The following is an 18,154-nucleotide window of genomic DNA, read 5'->3' on the forward strand; positions in this document are numbered from 1 at the left end:
TATTTTATTTATGTCGTTCTTTTAAAATCTTTTCAATGGCACTCAACTTGTATCCTTTGGCCTGTAACAAAATCAAATAATGAAATAGCAAATCGGCACTCTCGTTCAAAAAGAGTTCATCATTATTATCTTTGGCCTCAATTACTGTTTCAACAGCTTCCTCCCCTACTTTTTGCGCTATTTTATTGATGCCTTTTCTAAACAATGAAGCTACATAACTCTTTTCATCATCCTTATTTTCTTTTCGGGAAGTTATAATATCCTCTAGTTCCGTTAGAAATCCATAAGTCTGTGAATTGTCCTCTGCCCAACAAGTATCAGTTCCCTTATGACAAGTGGGTCCTGCCGGATTCACCATTATAAGCAATGTATCATTATCACAGTCATTTGTTATACGCACCAAATTCAAAAAGTTGCCACTTTCCTCACCTTTGGTCCAAAGTCTATTTTTGGATCTGCTAAAAAAAGTTACTTTTTTGGTCTCTATTGTCTTGTCAAATGCTTCTTGGTTCATGTACCCAAGCATCAAGACATTTTTTGTTCTTGAATCTTGAATGATGGCAGGTACCAATCCATCTGGGTTTTTAGTAAAGTCTATTTTCATTTTTAAAGTCTAACGGGAATTCCCTCTTTCTGTAATTGTTGCTTTAAATCCTTTATTTCGATTTCTTTAAAATGAAAAATACTGGCTGCCAATGCAGCATCCGCTTTCCCATCAGTAAAAGTATCGGTAAAATGTGAAATGGTTCCCGCACCGCCTGATGCGATTACCGGTATGTTCACCAAAGTTGATAATTTTGCCAAAGCTTTGTTCGCAAAACCACCTTTTGTCCCATCGTGGTTCATAGAGGTGAACAATATCTCCCCTGCTCCACGTTCTTCAACTTCTTTTGCCCATTCGAACAAATCAATATCCGTGGGTACTTTACCACCTACCAGATGTACTTTCCAGTATCCATCTATTAGCTTCGCGTCAATAGCTACCACTATACACTGAGAACCAAATTTAGCTACCAGTTCGTTGATCAATTCAGGTCTTTTGACAGCTGAGGAATTAATAGAAACCTTATCAGCCCCATTTTGAAGTAACATATCAACGTCTTCAATGGATGAAATTCCTCCTCCTACAGTAAATGGAATATTCACTTTTTCCGCAACATGATATACTAAATCAGCTAAGGTCTTTCTTTTTTCCTCGGTTGCGGAAATATCAAGAAATACCAATTCATCCGCCCCTTTGTCCGCATATATTTGGGCAAGTTCCACTGGGTCTCCTGCATCCCTAAGGTCAACAAAATTGACGCCTTTTACGGTACGTCCATTTTTGATGTCCAAACAGGGAATTATTCGTTTTGTTAGCACATTATTATAATTTAATTGAACGTCATTCTGAATTCATTTCAGAACACCATTCTTGTTATCTTAAGTTTTTAGTGTGACCCTGAAACGAGTTCAGGGTGACGATATCCTTTTAAAAATAAAGCGTTTCCAGAGTAGGATTTTTTTCTTTAATCAAGTTTACTTTCCATTCATGTTTCCAATTTTTCAACTGTTTCTCACGAGCAATAGCTTCTTTAATATTCGTAAAAACTTCAAAATATACTAAATCCCATATATTATATTTTTTTGCAAATTTTGATTTCTGACCCGTTTGATGGTCTATAATCCTTCTAGATAAATCTGAAGTCACACCTATATAAAATGTAGTTCTGTACTTGTTCGTCATTATATAAATAAAACTTTCTTGCATCTCTCTATATATGTACTTTCAGTTAAGTTCTACGTCATTCTGAACTTGTTTCAGAATCCCATCCCAATTATCCGTTTTCCAGTAGTGTGACCCTGAAACAAGTTCAGGGTGACGATATTACTCATTTTCCACATTGTACTTCGTACTTTTTAATTCTAACTTCTAATCTCTATTTTTCACATTAAGATCAATACCATCATAAAATCCCAAATCTTTGTTGTTCAAAATTTTTGTCCACAACGCAATCTGCCCTGTATGATACGACAAATGTTCCACAACATGGATAATATTGCCAATCCCAGAGAATTCGAACCCCTGTACCGATCTTTTCCGTATTAATTCTTCATTTGTTGCTGAAACAAATACAAACTTGGCTTTTTCTACCGTTGAAATTAGTTTTTGAAATAGTTCGTCTTTGTCCAAACCAGATGAAACCATAAATTCTTCATCCCTGTTTCTGTTATCCTCAGTACCTTGAATCGAAGAAATTCCATATTGTGTGATGTTGCCACATAGATGTAAAATAAGGTTCCCGATACTATTTGTACTTTCATTGGGTTTTCGCCAAATTACTTCATCTGAAAGCTTATCCAAACAGATTTTAATCATTCGTAAACTTTCGTCCATTCTGTAGTTTGCATTAAGGACTACTTCTGTTTGCCATTGTTTATACATTACCCAAAATATAGTTTTCCAACTGTTTTAAACTGATTCTATTCTCATAGATGGCTTTTCCAATAATCGTTGCTTCACAGCCTATCTCCTTAAGCCTTGGCAGTTCTTCGAAGCTGGAAATACCACCACTTGCTATCAAGTTGACTCCAACAACTTCTTTGTCTTCCACACCACTTCCCGTTATGGTAGTTTCAGTTTTCATTGTCTTGGACAGGATTTTTTTGTAGAGCTCAAAAGAGGGGCCTTCAAGCATTCCATCTTTGCTTATGTCGGTACAGATGATGTATTTAATACCGTTTTTTTGATACGATTGAATAAACGGAATAAGTTGCCTGTCCGATTCTTCCAACCAGCCTGAAACTGCAACTTTTTCATCTTTGGCATCTGCTCCCAAAATGATTTTAGAAGCACCATATTTTTGCAGCCAGCCTAAAAATGTTTCTTTCTCTTTTACTGCAATGCTGCCACCAGTAACTTGATTTGCCCCACTTTCAAAGGCAATATGCAGGTCTTCATTAGTTTTTAAGCCACCTCCAAAATCAATTTTAAGATTGGTACTTGTCGCTATGTTTTCCAATACTTTATGGTTGACTATATGTTTTGATTTAGCACCATCCAAATCTACCAAATGTAGATGCTCGATACCATGGGCTTCAAATTGTTTGGCAATTTCCAAAGGATTTTCATTATAAATCTTTTTGGTATCATAATCTCCTTTGGATAGGCGTACACACTTTCCATCTATAATATCAATTGCTGGTATAATTCGCATAATTAGTAATTAGATATGAGTATTGAGACGTGAGATTTTGTAAGCGGGAAAATTCGATATCATTAGCGTATTGAATTTCAAACTTTAAGTTTTGGTTTTGATTCTCGAATATTAGCTCTTAGTGTCAAGTTTATAGTTTTAGCTTCGGACCTCATATTTCAGACTTCGAGTTTCAGAGGTCAGATTTCTGATATCTGCTTTCTGTTTTTGTTTTCTGATATCCGATTTACAACCTTATATTTCATCATAAATCTAAAAAGTTTTGTAAAATCTGTGCTCCGACCTTACTACTTTTTTCAGGATGAAACTGTGTTCCATAAAAATTGTCTTTTCCAAGGGCGGCACTATAAGGCAATGCATATTCCGATGTTGCTATGGTCTCCTTTCCAATAGGCGCATAAAAGCTATGTACCAAATAGATATGTGATTTCTCGGGAATACTTTTGAATAAATCCGATTTTAAATCACTTATCTGGTTCCAGCCAATTTGAGGCACTTTTACAGATAATGGAAATCTCACAACATCCAAATCAAAGATTCCTAGACCTTTTGTGTTTCCTTCTTCGGATGCATTGCACATCAACTGCATTCCCAAGCATATTCCCAAAACAGGCTGCTTCAAACTGGGGATTATCTTGTCCAATCTACTGGCATTAAGCTTTTTCATTGCTGAACTTGCTTCACCAACTCCGGGAAAGATAACTTTATCCGCATTTTCAATTTCTTCGACGTCATTCGTCAAATGCGACGTGAAACCCAAGCGTTGAACGGCAAATTTAATGCTCTGGATGTTTCCTGCACCGTAGTCTATGATTACTATTTTCATTTTTTAGTTATGAGATATTAGAATTGAGTTTTAAATGCCTTTAAATGTTCTAAATATTCACAGCTCAATACCCCTGATATGTATCTAAAGCATTCCTTTAGTTGAGGGTAAAACCATTTTTTCCACATCGCGCTTTACCGCCATTTTAATCGATTTTGCAAAAGCCTTGAATATCGCCTCAATTTTATGGTGCTCATTGGTGCCTTCCGCTTTGATGTTTAAGTTGGCCCTGGCACCGTCCGTAAACGATTTAAAAAAATGATGAAACATTTCCGTCGGCATATCCCCAACTTTTTCCCGTTTAAAATCTGCATCCCAAACCAACCAGTTACGCCCTCCAAAATCGATAGCAACTTGCGCCAAGCAATCATCCATAGGTAAACAGAAACCATAACGTTCTATTCCAAGTTTGTCTCCCAGCGATTTGAAGAAAACTTCACCCAAGGCAATTCCTGTATCCTCAATGGTATGATGCTCGTCAACTTCTAAATCACCTTTTACTTTTATATCTAAATCCATTTGTCCATGCCGAGCCAATTGGTCCAACATATGGTCAAAAAAAGCTAATCCAGTATCTATGTTGCCCCTTCCTGTTCCATCAAGGTTTAATTTGATTTGAATATCAGTTTCGTTAGTTTTTCTTGCTATCCGAGCGACCCGATTTTCCAGTTTTAAAAACTCATATATTTTTTCCCAATCATTACTCTCTAAGGCGATATATTCATTTAAAGCTTCTTGTGCTGTAGTAATCTCATTTGTCCCCAAATTCGTCTGGTCATTTATAAAAATTCCTTTTGCCCCAAGATTTTTTGCCAACTCCACGTCCGTTAGGCGATCTCCTATTACAAACGATCCTTTTAAATCATAAGTTTCTGAGAAATAATCAGTTAACATCCCAGTACCGGGCTTTCGTGTATTAGCATTATCCTTGGGAAATGTTCGGTCGATAAATACCTTATCAAAGACAACACCTTCATTTTCAAAGGATTTTAGAATGAAATTATGTACGGGCCAAAATGTTTCTTCAGGAAAAATAGCAGTACCAAGACCATCTTGATTTGTTATCATGACCAATTCGTAATCCAGTTCCTTGGCAATTTTTCCAAGGAAGGTAAATGCTTTCGGATAAAAAATCATTTTCTCGAAGGCATCTACTTGCTCATCAGCAGTTTCTTTGATAATCGTTCCGTCCCTATCAATAAAAAGTACTTTTTTACCCATTATTCAATTTCTTTTAAAATCGCTATCAATTTTCTATTCTCATTTGGTGTGCCAACCGTGAATCTTAGCGTGTTTTCGCATAAAGGTTGGTTGCTTCTGTTCCTGACCACAACTTTTAATGCCAACAACTCTTTATACCTTTTATCAGCATCGTCTACTTTGGCCAAAACAAAATTTGCATCTGAATCATAAATGTATTCCACAAAGCTTAGCTCCTTCAGTTCTTTAATCAAAATATCACGTTCAACAAGAATCTTCTTTACTTCTTCTTGTACCAATGTTTCGTCCAAAATCCGTTTTAATGCTTGGTATTGCGTGAGTTGATTTACGTTGTAAGGAGGCTTGATTTTGTTCAAAATCTCAATAATTTCTTCGGAAGCATAACAAATTCCCAGCCGAATTCCCGCCATGCCATAAGCTTTGGACATGGTTTGCGTAACAATAAGATTGGGATATCTCTCCAGAGATGCAATCCAACTTTTTTCTGATGAAAAATCCACGTAGGCTTCATCTATCACTATCAACCCATTAAAATTGTTCAACAGTTCTTCGATTTTCGCTCTCGAAAAGGCATTGCCCGTAGGGTTGTTGGGAGAGCAAATAAAGATAATCTTGGATTTACCATTTATGGCGCTTAAAATTTGAGGTACATCTGGCTCAAAATTAGATGTCAGTAGCACTTCTCTGTTTTCGATAGCATTGATTCCGCATAGCACTTTGTACATGCCATAGGTAGGTGGCAATGTGATGATATTATCCCAATTTGGTTCGCAAAAGGCCCTAAAAATCAAATCCAGTACTTCATCGCTTCCATTCCCCAACAAAATATTTTTTTCTGAAACTTGCTTCTCTTCAGCTAACAGTGTCTTTAGACTTCGTTGTTGTGGATCGGGATATCGATTTAAACCATTTTCAAAGGGGTTTTCATTCGCGTCCAAAAAAATCATTTCAGAACCATCCGAAACATATTCGTCCCTAGCAGAAGAATAGGGTTTTAAATCTTTTACGGTTTCCCTAACTAAACCTTGTATGTTGAACGTATGTTGCATTTTATAAAGACCTCGACCAAAAGGCTTGACTTGACATTATTAATTCTTTACACTATTTAATCGAAGCGTCACGGCATTTTTATGTGCTTGTAATCCTTCCGCTTCTGCCATCAGTTCAATAGCGTTACCAATACCTAAAATACCTTCTTTTGTTATTTTTTGAAAGGTCATACTCTTCATGAAACTATCTAAATTTACGCCACTATACTGCTTGGCATATCCGTTAGTTGGTAAGGTATGATTGGTTCCAGAAGCATAATCGCCCGCACTTTCCGGAGTGTAATTTCCAATAAAAACCGAACCTGCATTTATCGTATTCTGGATATAAAAATCTTCATCGGCAACACAGACGATATAATGTTCTGGTGCATATTCATTGATAATATCGACCGCTACTTGATTGTTTTCAACTAAAATAAGCCTACTGTTTTCAATCGCCTTTTTTGCAATCGCCTTGCGGGGCAGTTGCTCTAGTTGTATGTCAATCTCCTTTGCAACAGCATCCAGTAACCGTTCTGATGTAGAGACCAAAACAACTTGACTATCCATGCCATGCTCTGCTTGACTCAATAAATCAGAAGCCACAAAAGCCGCATTGGCCGTATCATCGGCCACTACTAATAATTCACTTGGACCAGCAGGCATATCGATTGCTATTCCATATTTAGTTGCCAGCTGTTTGGCCACCGTGACATACTGATTACCCGGACCAAATATTTTATACACTTTGGGAATAGATGCTGTACCAAATGTCATTCCGGCAATAGCTTGTATTCCGCCTACTTTGAAGATTTGGGTTACACCGCATAACTGTGCCGTATATAAAATTGCCGGATTTACTTCTCCTTTACTGTTTGGTGGCGTACACAATACAATTTCTTCGCAACCTGCAATTTTCGCAGGAACAGCAAGCATTAAAATCGTAGAGAACAAAGGGGCTGTACCCCCCGGAATATACAATCCAACTTTTTGTATAGGCTTTTTTTCCTGCCAACATAAAACTCCTGGCATCGTTTCAAGTTTAGTTTTCCCGGTTTTCTGAGCTAAATGAAACTTTTCTATATTGCCTTTTGCCAGAGAAATGGCTTGTTTTAAATCTTCTGAAACTAGAACAGTAGCTTCAAGTACTTCCTGCTCTGAAACTTTAAAGTTTGAAATGGTAACGCCATCAAACTTTTGTGTGTATGTTCTTAGCGTTGTATCTCCTTCATTTTGAACCTTTTCAAAAACCTCCTTCACGATCGGTTCAACCTCATCAAATGTCTGTGTGGGCCTTGACAGGATTTTAGACCATTCTGATTTATTTGGATTTTTATACTTTTTCATATTCCTGAACTTATCCGGAAAAACAAAGCCTAATTATTCTATCACGTACTTTCAGCTTTGTACCTCTGACCTCGTATTTTTAAATTACCATTTTTTCGATAGGACATACCAAGATGCCTTCTGCACCAGCTTCTTTCAACTCATCGATAACCTCCCAAAAAGTGTCTTTATTGAGTACTGTGTGTACTGAACTCCATCCCTCTTCTGCCAAAGGAAGTACCGTAGGGCTTCGCATACCTGGCAATATTGAAATGATTTCTTCTAACTTATCATTTGGAGCGTTTAGCAATACATATTTATTCTTTCTTGCCTGCAGCACGGATTTAATACGAAACTGTAGCTTTTCGAGAATAGCTGTACGTTCTGCAGAGATTTTTGGGGAAACTGCCAAGACAGCTTCACTTTTCAATAGCACTTCGACCTCTTTCAAATTGTTTTTGAACAACGTACTACCGCTGGAAACAATATCGCAGATACCATCGGCCAGTCCAATATTTGGAGCTATTTCTACAGACCCGTTAATGATGTGAAGGTCGACCGTGACCCCCTTGGAATTTAAATAGTCCAATACCGTGTTGGGATACGAAGTGGCTATACGCTTGCCTTCAAAATCTTTGACCGAATCGTATTTAGTTGACTTTGGTACCGCTAAAGAGACCCTGCACTTTGAAAAACCAAGCTTTTCAGCTATTGATATATCCTTTCCCTTTTCTATCAATACATTTTCTCCAAGTACTGCGATGTCAACAACGCCATCCCTTAGATACTGGGGAATATCCCCGTTCCGGAGATAAAGAACTTCCATTGGAAAATTACGGGCCGTAGCTTTGAGTTGGTCCTTACCGTTGTCGATGGAAATACCACAATCCTTTAAAATTTTTAGGGAGTCCTGATTAAGACGTCCACTCTTTTGTACAGCAATTCTAATTCTAGTCATTATTTTAAATTTTGTTTGGAAACCAAACAGGCACAAAAACAAAACCCGTTTGATTTCTCAAACGGGTTTAGAATATATTTTAAAAACAACAATACATTTCTATCTCGCTTGAGTGCAAGTATAAAAATGATGATGTGTGTTCTTGTTTTTCATTACGATATCAAATGTAAAATTTATTTTTATATCAAAAAAGGTTTATTTAGTTATTTCCCAAAATCAAGGGCAAACCTGCGTCGCCAGAACCAACTACCACAACCTTGGCATTTGGCGACTGGGAAAGCTTTAGTGTTGCCTCAATACCTTTGTCCTGTAATATTTTATCTGTCAAGGATGCGCTCAATATACGGTTTGCATCTGCTTTACCCTGAGCTTCTATTCGCTGCTTTTCTGCTTCTTTTTGAGCAGTTACCAACCTAAACTCATATTCCAATGATTCCTGTTCCTGTTTTAACTTTCTTTCGATTGCTTCTTTAATTGTTGGTGGGAGGGTCACATCACGAACCAATATTTCATTGAGCTGTATGTATTGGTCGTCCACAATTTTTTTGGTCTCCTCGTAAATTTCGTTTTGTATGGCATCCCGTTTACTGGAATATAATTGTTCCGGTGTATAACGTCCTACAACAGACCTGGCCGCTGAACGAATCGCCGGGAGCAAGATACGATCTTTATACTGTTCACTTTTTTCCTGATGAAGTCTTCCAAGATCTCCATACTTAGGCTGAAACCATGTGGATGCCTCTAACTGGATATCAAGTCCATTACTTGAAAGCACTTTCATTTTTTCATATACCTCTTGTTGCCGTACTTCGTAAATATATACCCTGTTCCAAGGCGCAACAATATGAAAACCTTCCCCCAAAGGTGGTTTTTCGGTTACCACACCACCTCCAAATGTTTTGTACAATACTCCAGCTTCTCCAGAACCTATGGTCACGGCCGACTTTGAAATTAAAATAATTAAAACAATAATGACCGCTATTACAGGTAAAGCAATCTTAGGTAATCTATCCATGTGTTAAATTTTATGTTAGTCCGTTATATTTTCTGATAAACCACTCTAATAAAAGTGTGAATATTATGAGGCCTAAAAGAAGTCGAAAATCGATTAAAGATACGACATTTTGCTTGCTTTTTTGGACAGGAACATACTTGCTAGAGGTCGACAAATCATCAATAAGCGAATCAATGTCATTTGGGGAATAAAGAGTTCCGTCGGTTTTTTTGGCGAGTCTTTTAAGTTTATCGTAATTGGCGGTTACCAGCTGTTTTTCTGGGTTAAAGTCCAAGATTTTGAAAGCGCCCGAACGTTTCAGGTTTTCGTTGTTAACAGTAACCGTAAATTGGTAATCACCAGCTTGCAAATCGCTCAAGTCAGCCTCAAAAAATGTACCTTTAAGAAGCATTGGATATTCTCTAAGTCTATTATTTTCTTTGGCTCTTATCTCAATTTTAATGTTTGCATTGGCGTCAAAACTATAGCCTTCATCAAAATAAGAAGCCCGCACCTTAGCAAAGCTAGAATCATCGAAAATAAAATCATAGTCAAGTTCCAGCCTACTTTTAGTACCACTACTGGACAAATAGAGCATAAGCTTACCAATGAAATCATCAAAGCTTTTAAAGTTTTGATTCGTTCGATATGTTTGCGCACGCCATTTCCATATATTTTCCCCAAATAAAATAGCTTCTTTTTGTTCACCCCCGTTAAGAATCGAAAAAAGTGGCTTATCCAACTGTGCTCCTCGAATTTGTTGGTACAACAAAGTTTCCCCTTCTTTGTTCAATTGAATATCACCTAGATTGCCTTCTAAAGGAGGGAATTCAGATACATTAAAATCTCCAAGACCAAAAACATTAAAAGTCTTGTTCAGAACAGGTAGAACTTCTTCGCTTTGATTATAATTCTCTTTGGAAAAATTTTGTTGGGACTGATTTAAAAAATTCCAATCCGTTTTTGTTCCTGCAATGGTAAATATACTTGCCCCAACTTTTTCGATGTGTCTGTAGATATTCCGGAATCTACTATTGGGCTGATATAGAATAAATACGTCAATGTCCGAAAGCCTGTTGGTTTGAACAGATGGTTTTACAATAGAAACAGAACGTTGCTCATTTGTTTCTATAGCTTTCTTTAAGGTACCAATATCTGGGTGCAAAATACCTGAAACGATAGCAATATTGGTTTTTTCATCGATGACCTCAATTGCTGTTACCTTTCTGTTATTGCTCTTGTTCTTTTCATTTGTTAAGTTTTCAATAACCAGTTCAATCGATTTCACGCCCACACTTGTTGCTCCCAGTTCAGCATTTATTGTGGCACTACTCTTATCTTGATTAAAATTGATGGTTTCACTATGTACCCGTTTACCATCCATTAAAATACTCACGGTTTTTGATATATTCTGCCTTCCGTTGTAAAGTACAGTAGCTTCAACAGGAAACTTATTTTTTAAAAAAGCATAGGTGTTGGTATTTATCAGTCCAATAGAAATATCCTCATATTTTGTGGTATCGCCCACAACTATGGGATTAACAGCTATATTTTCATCTAAATCGATATAGTCATAGTCCCTTCCCAAAGTTTGATTTCCATCGGTAAAAATCACAATAGAAGTATTGCTCTTTGAGAAGATTTCTCCAGTCTTATTGAGCGCGTTGGAAATATCCGTATTATTTTCGGAGAAACTAAAAGAATCAATCTGTTTGACTTGATTCCCGAAACTGTACTGTTGGATAGAAAACCGTTTGTTCAAATCTTGATTTTCAACTATCGAATTTACTTTATCCTTTATGCCAATTTCCTCAGCGGCATCCTGTATGGATGAAGAATCATCCACCAACACGATAAGATTGGCTTTTTCAAGTGAGTACTCGTTCCTTTTAAATTTTGGATTGATTAGCAACAATAGCGCACCGAATAGTGCACAAAAACGCAAGCTTGCTAAAATTATCGATAATTTACCTCGCTTTCGGGCCTTGTAGAAATATTGATAAAATACGATGGTAAGGGCAGCAATTACTGCCAAAACTATAAGTAGTACCGTACGTATTTCCATTCAATCTTAGGTTAACATGCCGCCGTCCACATTAAGGACTTGACCTGTAACGTAAGCGGACAGGTCTGAAGCTAAAAATACACAAGCATTAGCAACATCCTCAGGGCTTCCACCTCTTTTCAATGGAATTGCATCTCTCCACCCTTGTACAGTTTTTTCGTCAAGCTTATCGGTCATTTCGGTTTCGATGAATCCTGGAGCTATTGCATTGGAACGAATATTTCTAGAGCCCAGTTCCAATGCCACTGATTTTGTGAATCCTATCATCCCTGCTTTGGAAGCAGCATAATTGGTCTGCCCAGCATTTCCTTTTACGCCCACCACACTACTCATGTTTATTATGGAACCTTTACGCTGTTTTAACATGGTACGCTGAACGGCCTTGGTCATATTGAAAACAGATTTAAGGTTGATTTCTATGACTTTGTCAAAATCTTCCTCGCCCATTCTCATGAGAAGGTTGTCTTTTGTTATACCAGCGTTATTGATCAATACATCAATACTATCAAAGTCTTCCAAAACTTTCTTGACCAATTCTTCTGACTCCGTAAAACTTGCGGCATTACTTTTATAGGCCTTGGCATGAACCCCCATTGCAGTTAGTTCACTTTCCAGTTCTAAAGCTGGTGCTTCGCTAGAACTATAGGTAAAAGCCACATTTGCACCATGCTTTCCAAATATTTGGGCTATTCCTTTACCAATTCCTCTACTTGCTCCCGTGATGATTACGTTTTTGCCTTCTAAAAGTTTCATGCTATTCTTAGTTTATCCATATTGGTCATTGACCAAATATAGTTTTTGTTTTACGTATTGAAGAAAAAAAATCCCGTATAAAACGGGATTTACAATAGTTTTAACTGTTGGCTACCCAACAACTTCTTTTACTTTAATGCCTATTGCGGCTGGCGAATCTACTACATGTATACCACATTCGCTCATGATTCGTTTTTTAGCCTGCGCCGTATCATCACTTCCCCCTACAATGGCACCTGCGTGCCCCATAGTTCTTCCGGCTGGTGCCGTTTCTCCTGCAATGAATCCTACAATAGGTTTTTTGCTGCCACTTTCTTTATACCATTTGGCTGCATCGGCTTCTAATTGGCCCCCAATTTCACCAATCATCACAACACATTCTGTCTCTGGATCGTTTATCAAAAGTTCAACCGCTTCTTTGGTCGTGGTTCCAATAATGGGGTCTCCACCAATTCCTATAGCAGTTGTTATTCCAAGCCCTTGTCGTACAACTTGATCGGCAGCTTCGTAAGTTAATGTTCCAGATTTTGAAACAACACCTACATTACCTTTTTTAAATACAAAGCCTGGCATAATGCCAACTTTAGCTTCTTCTGGAGTAATGACACCTGGACAGTTTGGACCAACAAGCGTACAGTCCATATCCTTTATATAATCGTTCGCTTTTACCATATCGGCAACCGGTATTCCTTCTGTAATGGTAATGATAACCTTGATTCCCGCACTGGCAGCTTCCATAATGGCATCTGCGGCAAAAGCAGGCGGCACAAAAATTATTGTGGTATCAGCGCCAACTTCCTTAACCGCATCTTCAACTGTATTAAAAACAGGCTTTCCCAAATGTTCTTGCCCACCTTTTCCCGGGGTGACCCCCCCTACTATATTTGTTCCATACTCAATCATCTGAGTTGCGTGAAACGTGCCTTCGCTTCCTGTAAAACCTTGTACAATTATTTTAGAATCTTTGTTAACTAGAACGCTCATATTTTATGTTTAAAATGTAGAACAAAAATAGGATTTTGCCCCTGAAATTTAAAGTAAATTGTATGCTATTTCTGCTTTGTTTTTTTAAGTAGCAGTGGAATATTTTTTATCATGGCCAACTCTTTCATTTTTGCTCTTGCTTCGACCGCAGGACTACCAAAATAAGTCTTGCCGCCTTCTAAACTATTTGCAATTCCCGACTGTGCATAAACAACTGCACCCTTACCAATGGTTATACCACTAATGACACCTACCTGTCCCCAAAGCGTAACTTCGTCTTCAATCACAACACAGCCAGCAATACCGGTATGCGAAGCAATCAAACATTTCTTTCCGATTACGGTATCATGGCCAATTTGTATCTGATTGTCCAATTTACTTCCCTCTTTTATAGTGGTATCAGCGGTTACACCTCTATCAATACTGCAAGATGCACCAATGTCTACATTATCTTCTATGACCACTCTACCGCCAGAAAGCAATTTGTCAAAACCTTCTGGTCTGTTTTTATAGTAGAACGCATCAGCTCCTAAAACTGTTCCACTATGGATGGTTACATTGTTCCCGATAATGCAATTATCATAGATGGAAACATTGGCATGGATAACACAGTTTTTTCCTATTTTGACATTGTTACCGATAAAGGCATTGGGTTGAACTACGGTTCCCTCTCCTATCGCTGCAGTATCCGCAATGGATTTATTAGCATGTTTGAAAGGTTCAAAATAATTGGTAAGCTTGTTGAAATCCCTAAAAGGGTCATCAGAGATCAACAGCGCTTTGCCCTCTGGGCATTCTACATTTTTATTGATAAGAATTGTAGTCGCTTTTGACTGCAGCGCTTTATCATAATATTTTGGGTGATCTACAAAAACAATATCACCGTTTTCAACTACATGAATTTCGTTCATACCCAAAACAGGAAAATCAGCAACTCCAATATATTCGGAATCAATAATTTCTGCGATTTCTTTAAGGGTATAGGTTTTCGGAAACTTCATTAAGGATTATTCTTTTACCCTTTCCAAATAGGCTCCTTTTTCGGTATCTACCTTTATTTTGTCGCCCTCATTTATAAACAGGGGAACATTTACCCGGGCGCCGGTTTCAACAGTTGCAGGTTTGGTAGCATTGGTGGCTGTGTTGCCTTTTACTCCTGGTTCCGTATGCGTAATTTCTAAAATAACACTGGCTGGCATGTCTACTGAAAGTGGCATACTATCTTCCGTATTAAAAAGAATGGTAACTACTTGTCCTTCTTTCAACAAGTCTGGTGCGTCTAAAGTGTTCTTTTCCAAAGATATTTGGTTGTAATCGTCCGTATTCATGAAGTGAAAGGTTTCCCCCTCAGCATATAAATATTGATAAGACCTCGTTTCAACACGTACATCATCTATTTTATGTCCGGCAGAAAATGTATTGTCTATCACTTTTCCTGTAGTAACGCTTTTAAGTTTAGTTCTAACAAAAGCAGGACCTTTTCCCGGTTTTACATGAAGAAACTCAACTATTTTAAAAATATCATGATTGTATTTGATACACAATCCTTTTCTTATATCTGAAGTACTTGCCATAATCTTAATTTGAGCTAAAATATCCTTTCATTATTCCACGCTGCGAATCCCTGATAAATTGAAGAATCTCATCACGTTCTGGAGTTGCTTCCATTTCTGCTTCTATGATTGAGGCAGCTTGTGAATTATTATAATTTTTTTGATAAAGTATGCGATAAATATTTTGGATTTCCCTGATTTTATCGGCAGTAAATCCTCTTCTACGTAAACCTATTGAATTTATTCCAACGTAAGAAAGTGGTTCTCTTGCTGCTTTTACATAAGGTGGAACATCTTTTCTAACCAATGAGCCTCCGGTGACAAAAGCATGATTGCCAATCGATACAAACTGATGTACCGCTACCATCCCTGCCAAGACTACGTTTGTTCCGATGGTTACATGGCCAGCTAATGTTGAGTTATTGCTAAAAATACAGCCGTCGCCAATAAAGCAATCATGGGCAACATGGCAATAGGCCATTATTAAACAGTTATTTCCTATAATGGTTTTCATGCGGTCAGCCGTACCCTTATTAATAGTTGCACACTCACGTATGGTTGTATTATCACCTATATGTACGGTTGTTTCTTCTCCTTTATATTTTAAATCTTGGGGAGTTGCGGAAATTACTGCACCTGGAAATATATTACAGTTTTTGCCTATGCGGGCGCCTTCCATAATAGTTACATTAGAGCCAATCCAAGTACCTTCCCCAATGGTAACATTATTATGAATTGTAGTAAAAGGCTCAATTACAACATTTTTTGCAATTTTTGCCCCAGGATGAACATAAGCAAGAGGTTGATTCATCTAAGTGTCTTTGTTTTTGGTTTTTACGATTTGAGCCATGAGCTCCGCCTCTGATACTAATTTACCATTGGCATAGGCATACGCCTGCATATGACAGATTCCTCTTCTAATGGGAGAGATCAAATCACATTTAAATATTAAAGTATCTCCTGGAACAACTTGCTGTTTAAATTTCACATTATCTATCTTCATAAAGAACGTAAGGTAATTTTCTGGGTCGGGAACCGTACTCAAAACCAAAATCCCACCGGTTTGTGCCATTGCCTCTACTTGTAGTACACCTGGCATAACGGGAGCACCAGGAAAATGCCCTACAAAAAAAGGTTCGTTCATGGTCACATTCTTAACCCCAACTACGTGGGTTTCGGAAAGTTCCAATATTTTATCGACCAGTAAAAAAGGTGGTCTATGTGGCAACATACCCATGATTTGTGTAACATCCATAAGTGGTGTTTGATTCAAATCAAAGCTTGGCACTTTATTACGTTTCTCTATTTTGATTATTTTGGAAAGCTTCTTCGCAAATTGTGTGTTCACATAATGTCCAGGCTTATTGGCAATAACCTTCCCCCGAATTCTAGTTCCCGCCAAGGCCAAATCACCAACAACATCCAATAATTTATGCCGTGCCGCTTCATTGGGATAGTGCAATGTCAAGTTATCCAAAATACCGTTCGGCTTTACGGAAAGCTTTTTTTTATCAAAAGCTTTTTCTAATTTTTTCATGGTGGATTCAGAAATTTCCTTGTCCACATATACGATAGCATTGTTGAGATCACCACCCTTTATAAGGCCATGCTCCAAAAGCATTTCCAACTCGTGTAAAAAGCTGAATGTGCGCGCGTCCGCAATTTCGGCTTTAAAATCCAAGATATGGTCTAACGTTGCATTTTGTGTACCCAATACTTTGGTACCGAAATCCACCATCGTAGTAATCTGATATTCGTTGGATGGTATAACCGTTATTTCACTGCCAGTGGCCTCGTCTTTGTAAGAGATTACATCCTTTACGATATATTCTTCTCGTTCTTGTTCTTGATCTACAATTTCAGCTTCTTCCAATGCCTTAACAAAATACTTAGAAGATCCATCCATAATGGGTGGTTCCGAGGAATCCAGCTCGATCATCACATTATCAATGTCCAAACCAACCAAAGCTGCCAAGACATGTTCTGATGTTTGAATCTTGACTCCATTTTTTTCCAAGTTAGTACCACGTTGGGTGTTCACCACATAATTGGCATCAGCTTCGATTATGGGTTCTCCCTCTAAATCGACCCTTTTAAAGGCAAACCCATGATTTTCTTTGGCGGGTACAAAAGTCATTGTGACATTCTCGCCGGTATGTAATCCTACACCCTGTAGGGTTACCTTATTTTTTATTGTTCTTTGCTTGGTAGTTGTTTTACTCACCTTCAACTTTTTTTTCTATGTCGGAGATTTTATTTACCAGTTTTGGTAAATTTTTAAAATGAACATAGGATTTATTGTAATCACCATAATTTAATGCGGGCGATCCTTGCAGAACTTCATCATCCTTTACATTTCTCCCTATACCCGACTGCGCTTGTATTCTAACTCTATCACCAATGGTAATATGGCCCACAATTCCTACTTGACCGCCAATAAGACAGTACTTTCCTATTTTAGTGGAACCCGCTATACCGGTCTGAGCAGCTATTGCCGTGTGTTCCCCAATTTCAACATTATGTGCAATTTGAATCTGATTGTCCAATTTTACACCTTTCCTCAGAATGGTTGAACCCAATGTGGCCCTGTCAATCGTGGTTCCTGCTCCAACATCGACCTTTTCTTCCAAGATTACATTTCCTGTTTGCGGTACCTTACTATACTCCCCTTTGTCATTGGGTGTAAATCCAAAACCATCTGCACCGATTATAGCACCACTATGAATAACACAATTGTCACCAATAATGGATTCGGAATAAATCTTTGCACCTGCGAAGACAACTACGTTTTCTCCAATAGTTACATTGTCTCCAATGTATACGTTGGGATATATCTTAACATTGTTGCCAATGGCAACATTATCGCCTAAGTACGAAAAAGCGCCGAGGTAAAAACCTTCCCCGTATACTGCACTTTCCGAAACAAATGAAGGGCTCTCTATGCCCACTTTGTTGTTTTTAACCTGATTGTAATACTCTAAAAGCTTAGAGAACGACTTGTAGGCATCATCAACCTTGATCAGTGTTGTAGAAATGGTCTGTTCTGGGACAAACTCTTTATTTACTATTGTTATAGATGCTTTTGTGGAATAAATGTATGAGGTATACTTTGGATTAGCCAAAAAAGTAAGGGAACCTTTTTCTCCCTCTTCAATTTTAGATAATTTATGTACAGCTATTTGAGGATTTCCCTCAATTTCTCCCTCTAAGATTCCTGCAATTTGGGTGGCTGTAAATTTCATTTCTGCA

General features: G+C 37.8%; 19 protein-coding genes. All 19 read right to left on the bottom strand.

The features are described 5' to 3' along the window. Positions 1 to 4: 4 nt before the first annotated feature. Positions 5 to 604 (bottom strand): bifunctional phosphoribosyl-AMP cyclohydrolase/phosphoribosyl-ATP diphosphatase HisIE, encoded by a 600-nt coding sequence (hisIE, locus tag LV716_RS16845; RefSeq protein WP_163418940.1) that lies wholly within the window; start codon positions 602 to 604, stop codon positions 5 to 7. 2 nt (positions 605 to 606) lie between these two features. Beyond that, positions 607 to 1,362 carry an imidazole glycerol phosphate synthase subunit HisF gene (gene hisF / locus LV716_RS16850; RefSeq protein ID WP_163418941.1) on the bottom strand — a complete coding sequence of 252 codons (756 nt, stop codon included), beginning with the start codon at positions 1,360 to 1,362 and terminating at the stop codon, positions 607 to 609. A 109-nt stretch (positions 1,363 to 1,471) separates the two neighbouring features. Continuing rightward, complete coding sequence (locus LV716_RS16855) at positions 1,472 to 1,750, bottom strand: GIY-YIG nuclease family protein (RefSeq protein ID WP_163418942.1); 279 nt, start codon at positions 1,748 to 1,750, stop codon at positions 1,472 to 1,474. A gap of 162 nt (positions 1,751 to 1,912) precedes the next feature. Further along, positions 1,913 to 2,425 carry a DinB family protein gene (locus LV716_RS16860; RefSeq protein ID WP_163418943.1) on the bottom strand — a complete coding sequence of 171 codons (513 nt, stop codon included), beginning with the start codon at positions 2,423 to 2,425 and terminating at the stop codon, positions 1,913 to 1,915. After that, positions 2,418 to 3,197: a HisA/HisF-related TIM barrel protein gene (locus tag LV716_RS16865; RefSeq protein ID WP_163418944.1), complete on the bottom strand. Its 780-nt coding sequence runs from the start codon at positions 3,195 to 3,197 to the stop codon at positions 2,418 to 2,420. Before LV716_RS16865 ends, LV716_RS16860 begins: the two co-directional genes overlap by 8 nt. Positions 3,198 to 3,441: 244 nt before the next feature. Continuing rightward, positions 3,442 to 4,023: an imidazole glycerol phosphate synthase subunit HisH gene (gene hisH / locus LV716_RS16870; protein ID WP_163418945.1), complete on the bottom strand. Its 582-nt coding sequence runs from the start codon at positions 4,021 to 4,023 to the stop codon at positions 3,442 to 3,444. 84 nt (positions 4,024 to 4,107) lie between these two features. Further along, positions 4,108 to 5,244, bottom strand: a complete 1,137-nt coding sequence (gene hisB / locus LV716_RS16875) for a bifunctional histidinol-phosphatase/imidazoleglycerol-phosphate dehydratase HisB (protein ID WP_163418946.1) — start codon at positions 5,242 to 5,244, stop codon at positions 4,108 to 4,110. Next, entirely contained in the window at positions 5,244 to 6,293 is a 1,050-nt protein-coding gene (gene hisC, locus LV716_RS16880; RefSeq protein WP_163418947.1) for a histidinol-phosphate transaminase, read from the bottom strand. Before hisC ends, hisB begins: the two co-directional genes overlap by 1 nt. A 39-nt stretch (positions 6,294 to 6,332) precedes the next feature. After that, positions 6,333 to 7,619: a histidinol dehydrogenase gene (hisD, locus tag LV716_RS16885; RefSeq protein WP_163418948.1), complete on the bottom strand. Its 1,287-nt coding sequence runs from the start codon at positions 7,617 to 7,619 to the stop codon at positions 6,333 to 6,335. Between the two features lie 79 nt (positions 7,620 to 7,698). Further along, positions 7,699 to 8,556 carry an ATP phosphoribosyltransferase gene (hisG, locus tag LV716_RS16890; protein WP_163418949.1) on the bottom strand — a complete coding sequence of 286 codons (858 nt, stop codon included), beginning with the start codon at positions 8,554 to 8,556 and terminating at the stop codon, positions 7,699 to 7,701. Between the two features lie 199 nt (positions 8,557 to 8,755). Then, positions 8,756 to 9,571, bottom strand: coding sequence for a prohibitin family protein (locus tag LV716_RS16895; protein WP_163418950.1), 816 nt, complete (start codon positions 9,569 to 9,571; stop codon positions 8,756 to 8,758). A 10-nt stretch (positions 9,572 to 9,581) separates the two neighbouring features. Continuing rightward, positions 9,582 to 11,615, bottom strand: a complete 2,034-nt coding sequence (locus LV716_RS16900) for a VWA domain-containing protein (RefSeq protein ID WP_163418951.1) — start codon at positions 11,613 to 11,615, stop codon at positions 9,582 to 9,584. A gap of 6 nt (positions 11,616 to 11,621) precedes the next feature. Then, entirely contained in the window at positions 11,622 to 12,368 is a 747-nt protein-coding gene (fabG, locus tag LV716_RS16905; protein ID WP_163418952.1) for a 3-oxoacyl-[acyl-carrier-protein] reductase, read from the bottom strand. Between the two features lie 111 nt (positions 12,369 to 12,479). After that, positions 12,480 to 13,352 carry a succinate--CoA ligase subunit alpha gene (sucD, locus tag LV716_RS16910; RefSeq protein WP_163418953.1) on the bottom strand — a complete coding sequence of 291 codons (873 nt, stop codon included), beginning with the start codon at positions 13,350 to 13,352 and terminating at the stop codon, positions 12,480 to 12,482. A 65-nt stretch (positions 13,353 to 13,417) separates the two neighbouring features. Beyond that, entirely contained in the window at positions 13,418 to 14,353 is a 936-nt protein-coding gene (locus tag LV716_RS16915) for a UDP-3-O-(3-hydroxymyristoyl)glucosamine N-acyltransferase (protein WP_163418954.1), read from the bottom strand. 6 nt (positions 14,354 to 14,359) lie between these two features. Then, positions 14,360 to 14,926: an elongation factor P gene (efp, locus tag LV716_RS16920; protein WP_163418955.1), complete on the bottom strand. Its 567-nt coding sequence runs from the start codon at positions 14,924 to 14,926 to the stop codon at positions 14,360 to 14,362. 4 nt (positions 14,927 to 14,930) lie between these two features. Then, positions 14,931 to 15,716, bottom strand: coding sequence for an acyl-ACP--UDP-N-acetylglucosamine O-acyltransferase (lpxA, locus tag LV716_RS16925; protein WP_163418956.1), 786 nt, complete (start codon positions 15,714 to 15,716; stop codon positions 14,931 to 14,933). Continuing rightward, positions 15,717 to 17,129: a bifunctional UDP-3-O-[3-hydroxymyristoyl] N-acetylglucosamine deacetylase/3-hydroxyacyl-ACP dehydratase gene (locus LV716_RS16930; protein ID WP_163418957.1), complete on the bottom strand. Its 1,413-nt coding sequence runs from the start codon at positions 17,127 to 17,129 to the stop codon at positions 15,717 to 15,719. Next, positions 17,122 to 18,147: a UDP-3-O-(3-hydroxymyristoyl)glucosamine N-acyltransferase gene (lpxD, locus tag LV716_RS16935; protein ID WP_163418958.1), complete on the bottom strand. Its 1,026-nt coding sequence runs from the start codon at positions 18,145 to 18,147 to the stop codon at positions 17,122 to 17,124. The genes LV716_RS16930 and lpxD overlap by 8 nt, the downstream gene beginning before the upstream one ends. Positions 18,148 to 18,154 lie beyond the last annotated feature (7 nt).

Origin of the sequence: Flagellimonas sp. HMM57, assembly GCF_021390175.1 — a bacterium.
In the GTDB taxonomy this organism is placed as follows: Bacteria; Bacteroidota; Bacteroidia; order Flavobacteriales; family Flavobacteriaceae; genus Flagellimonas.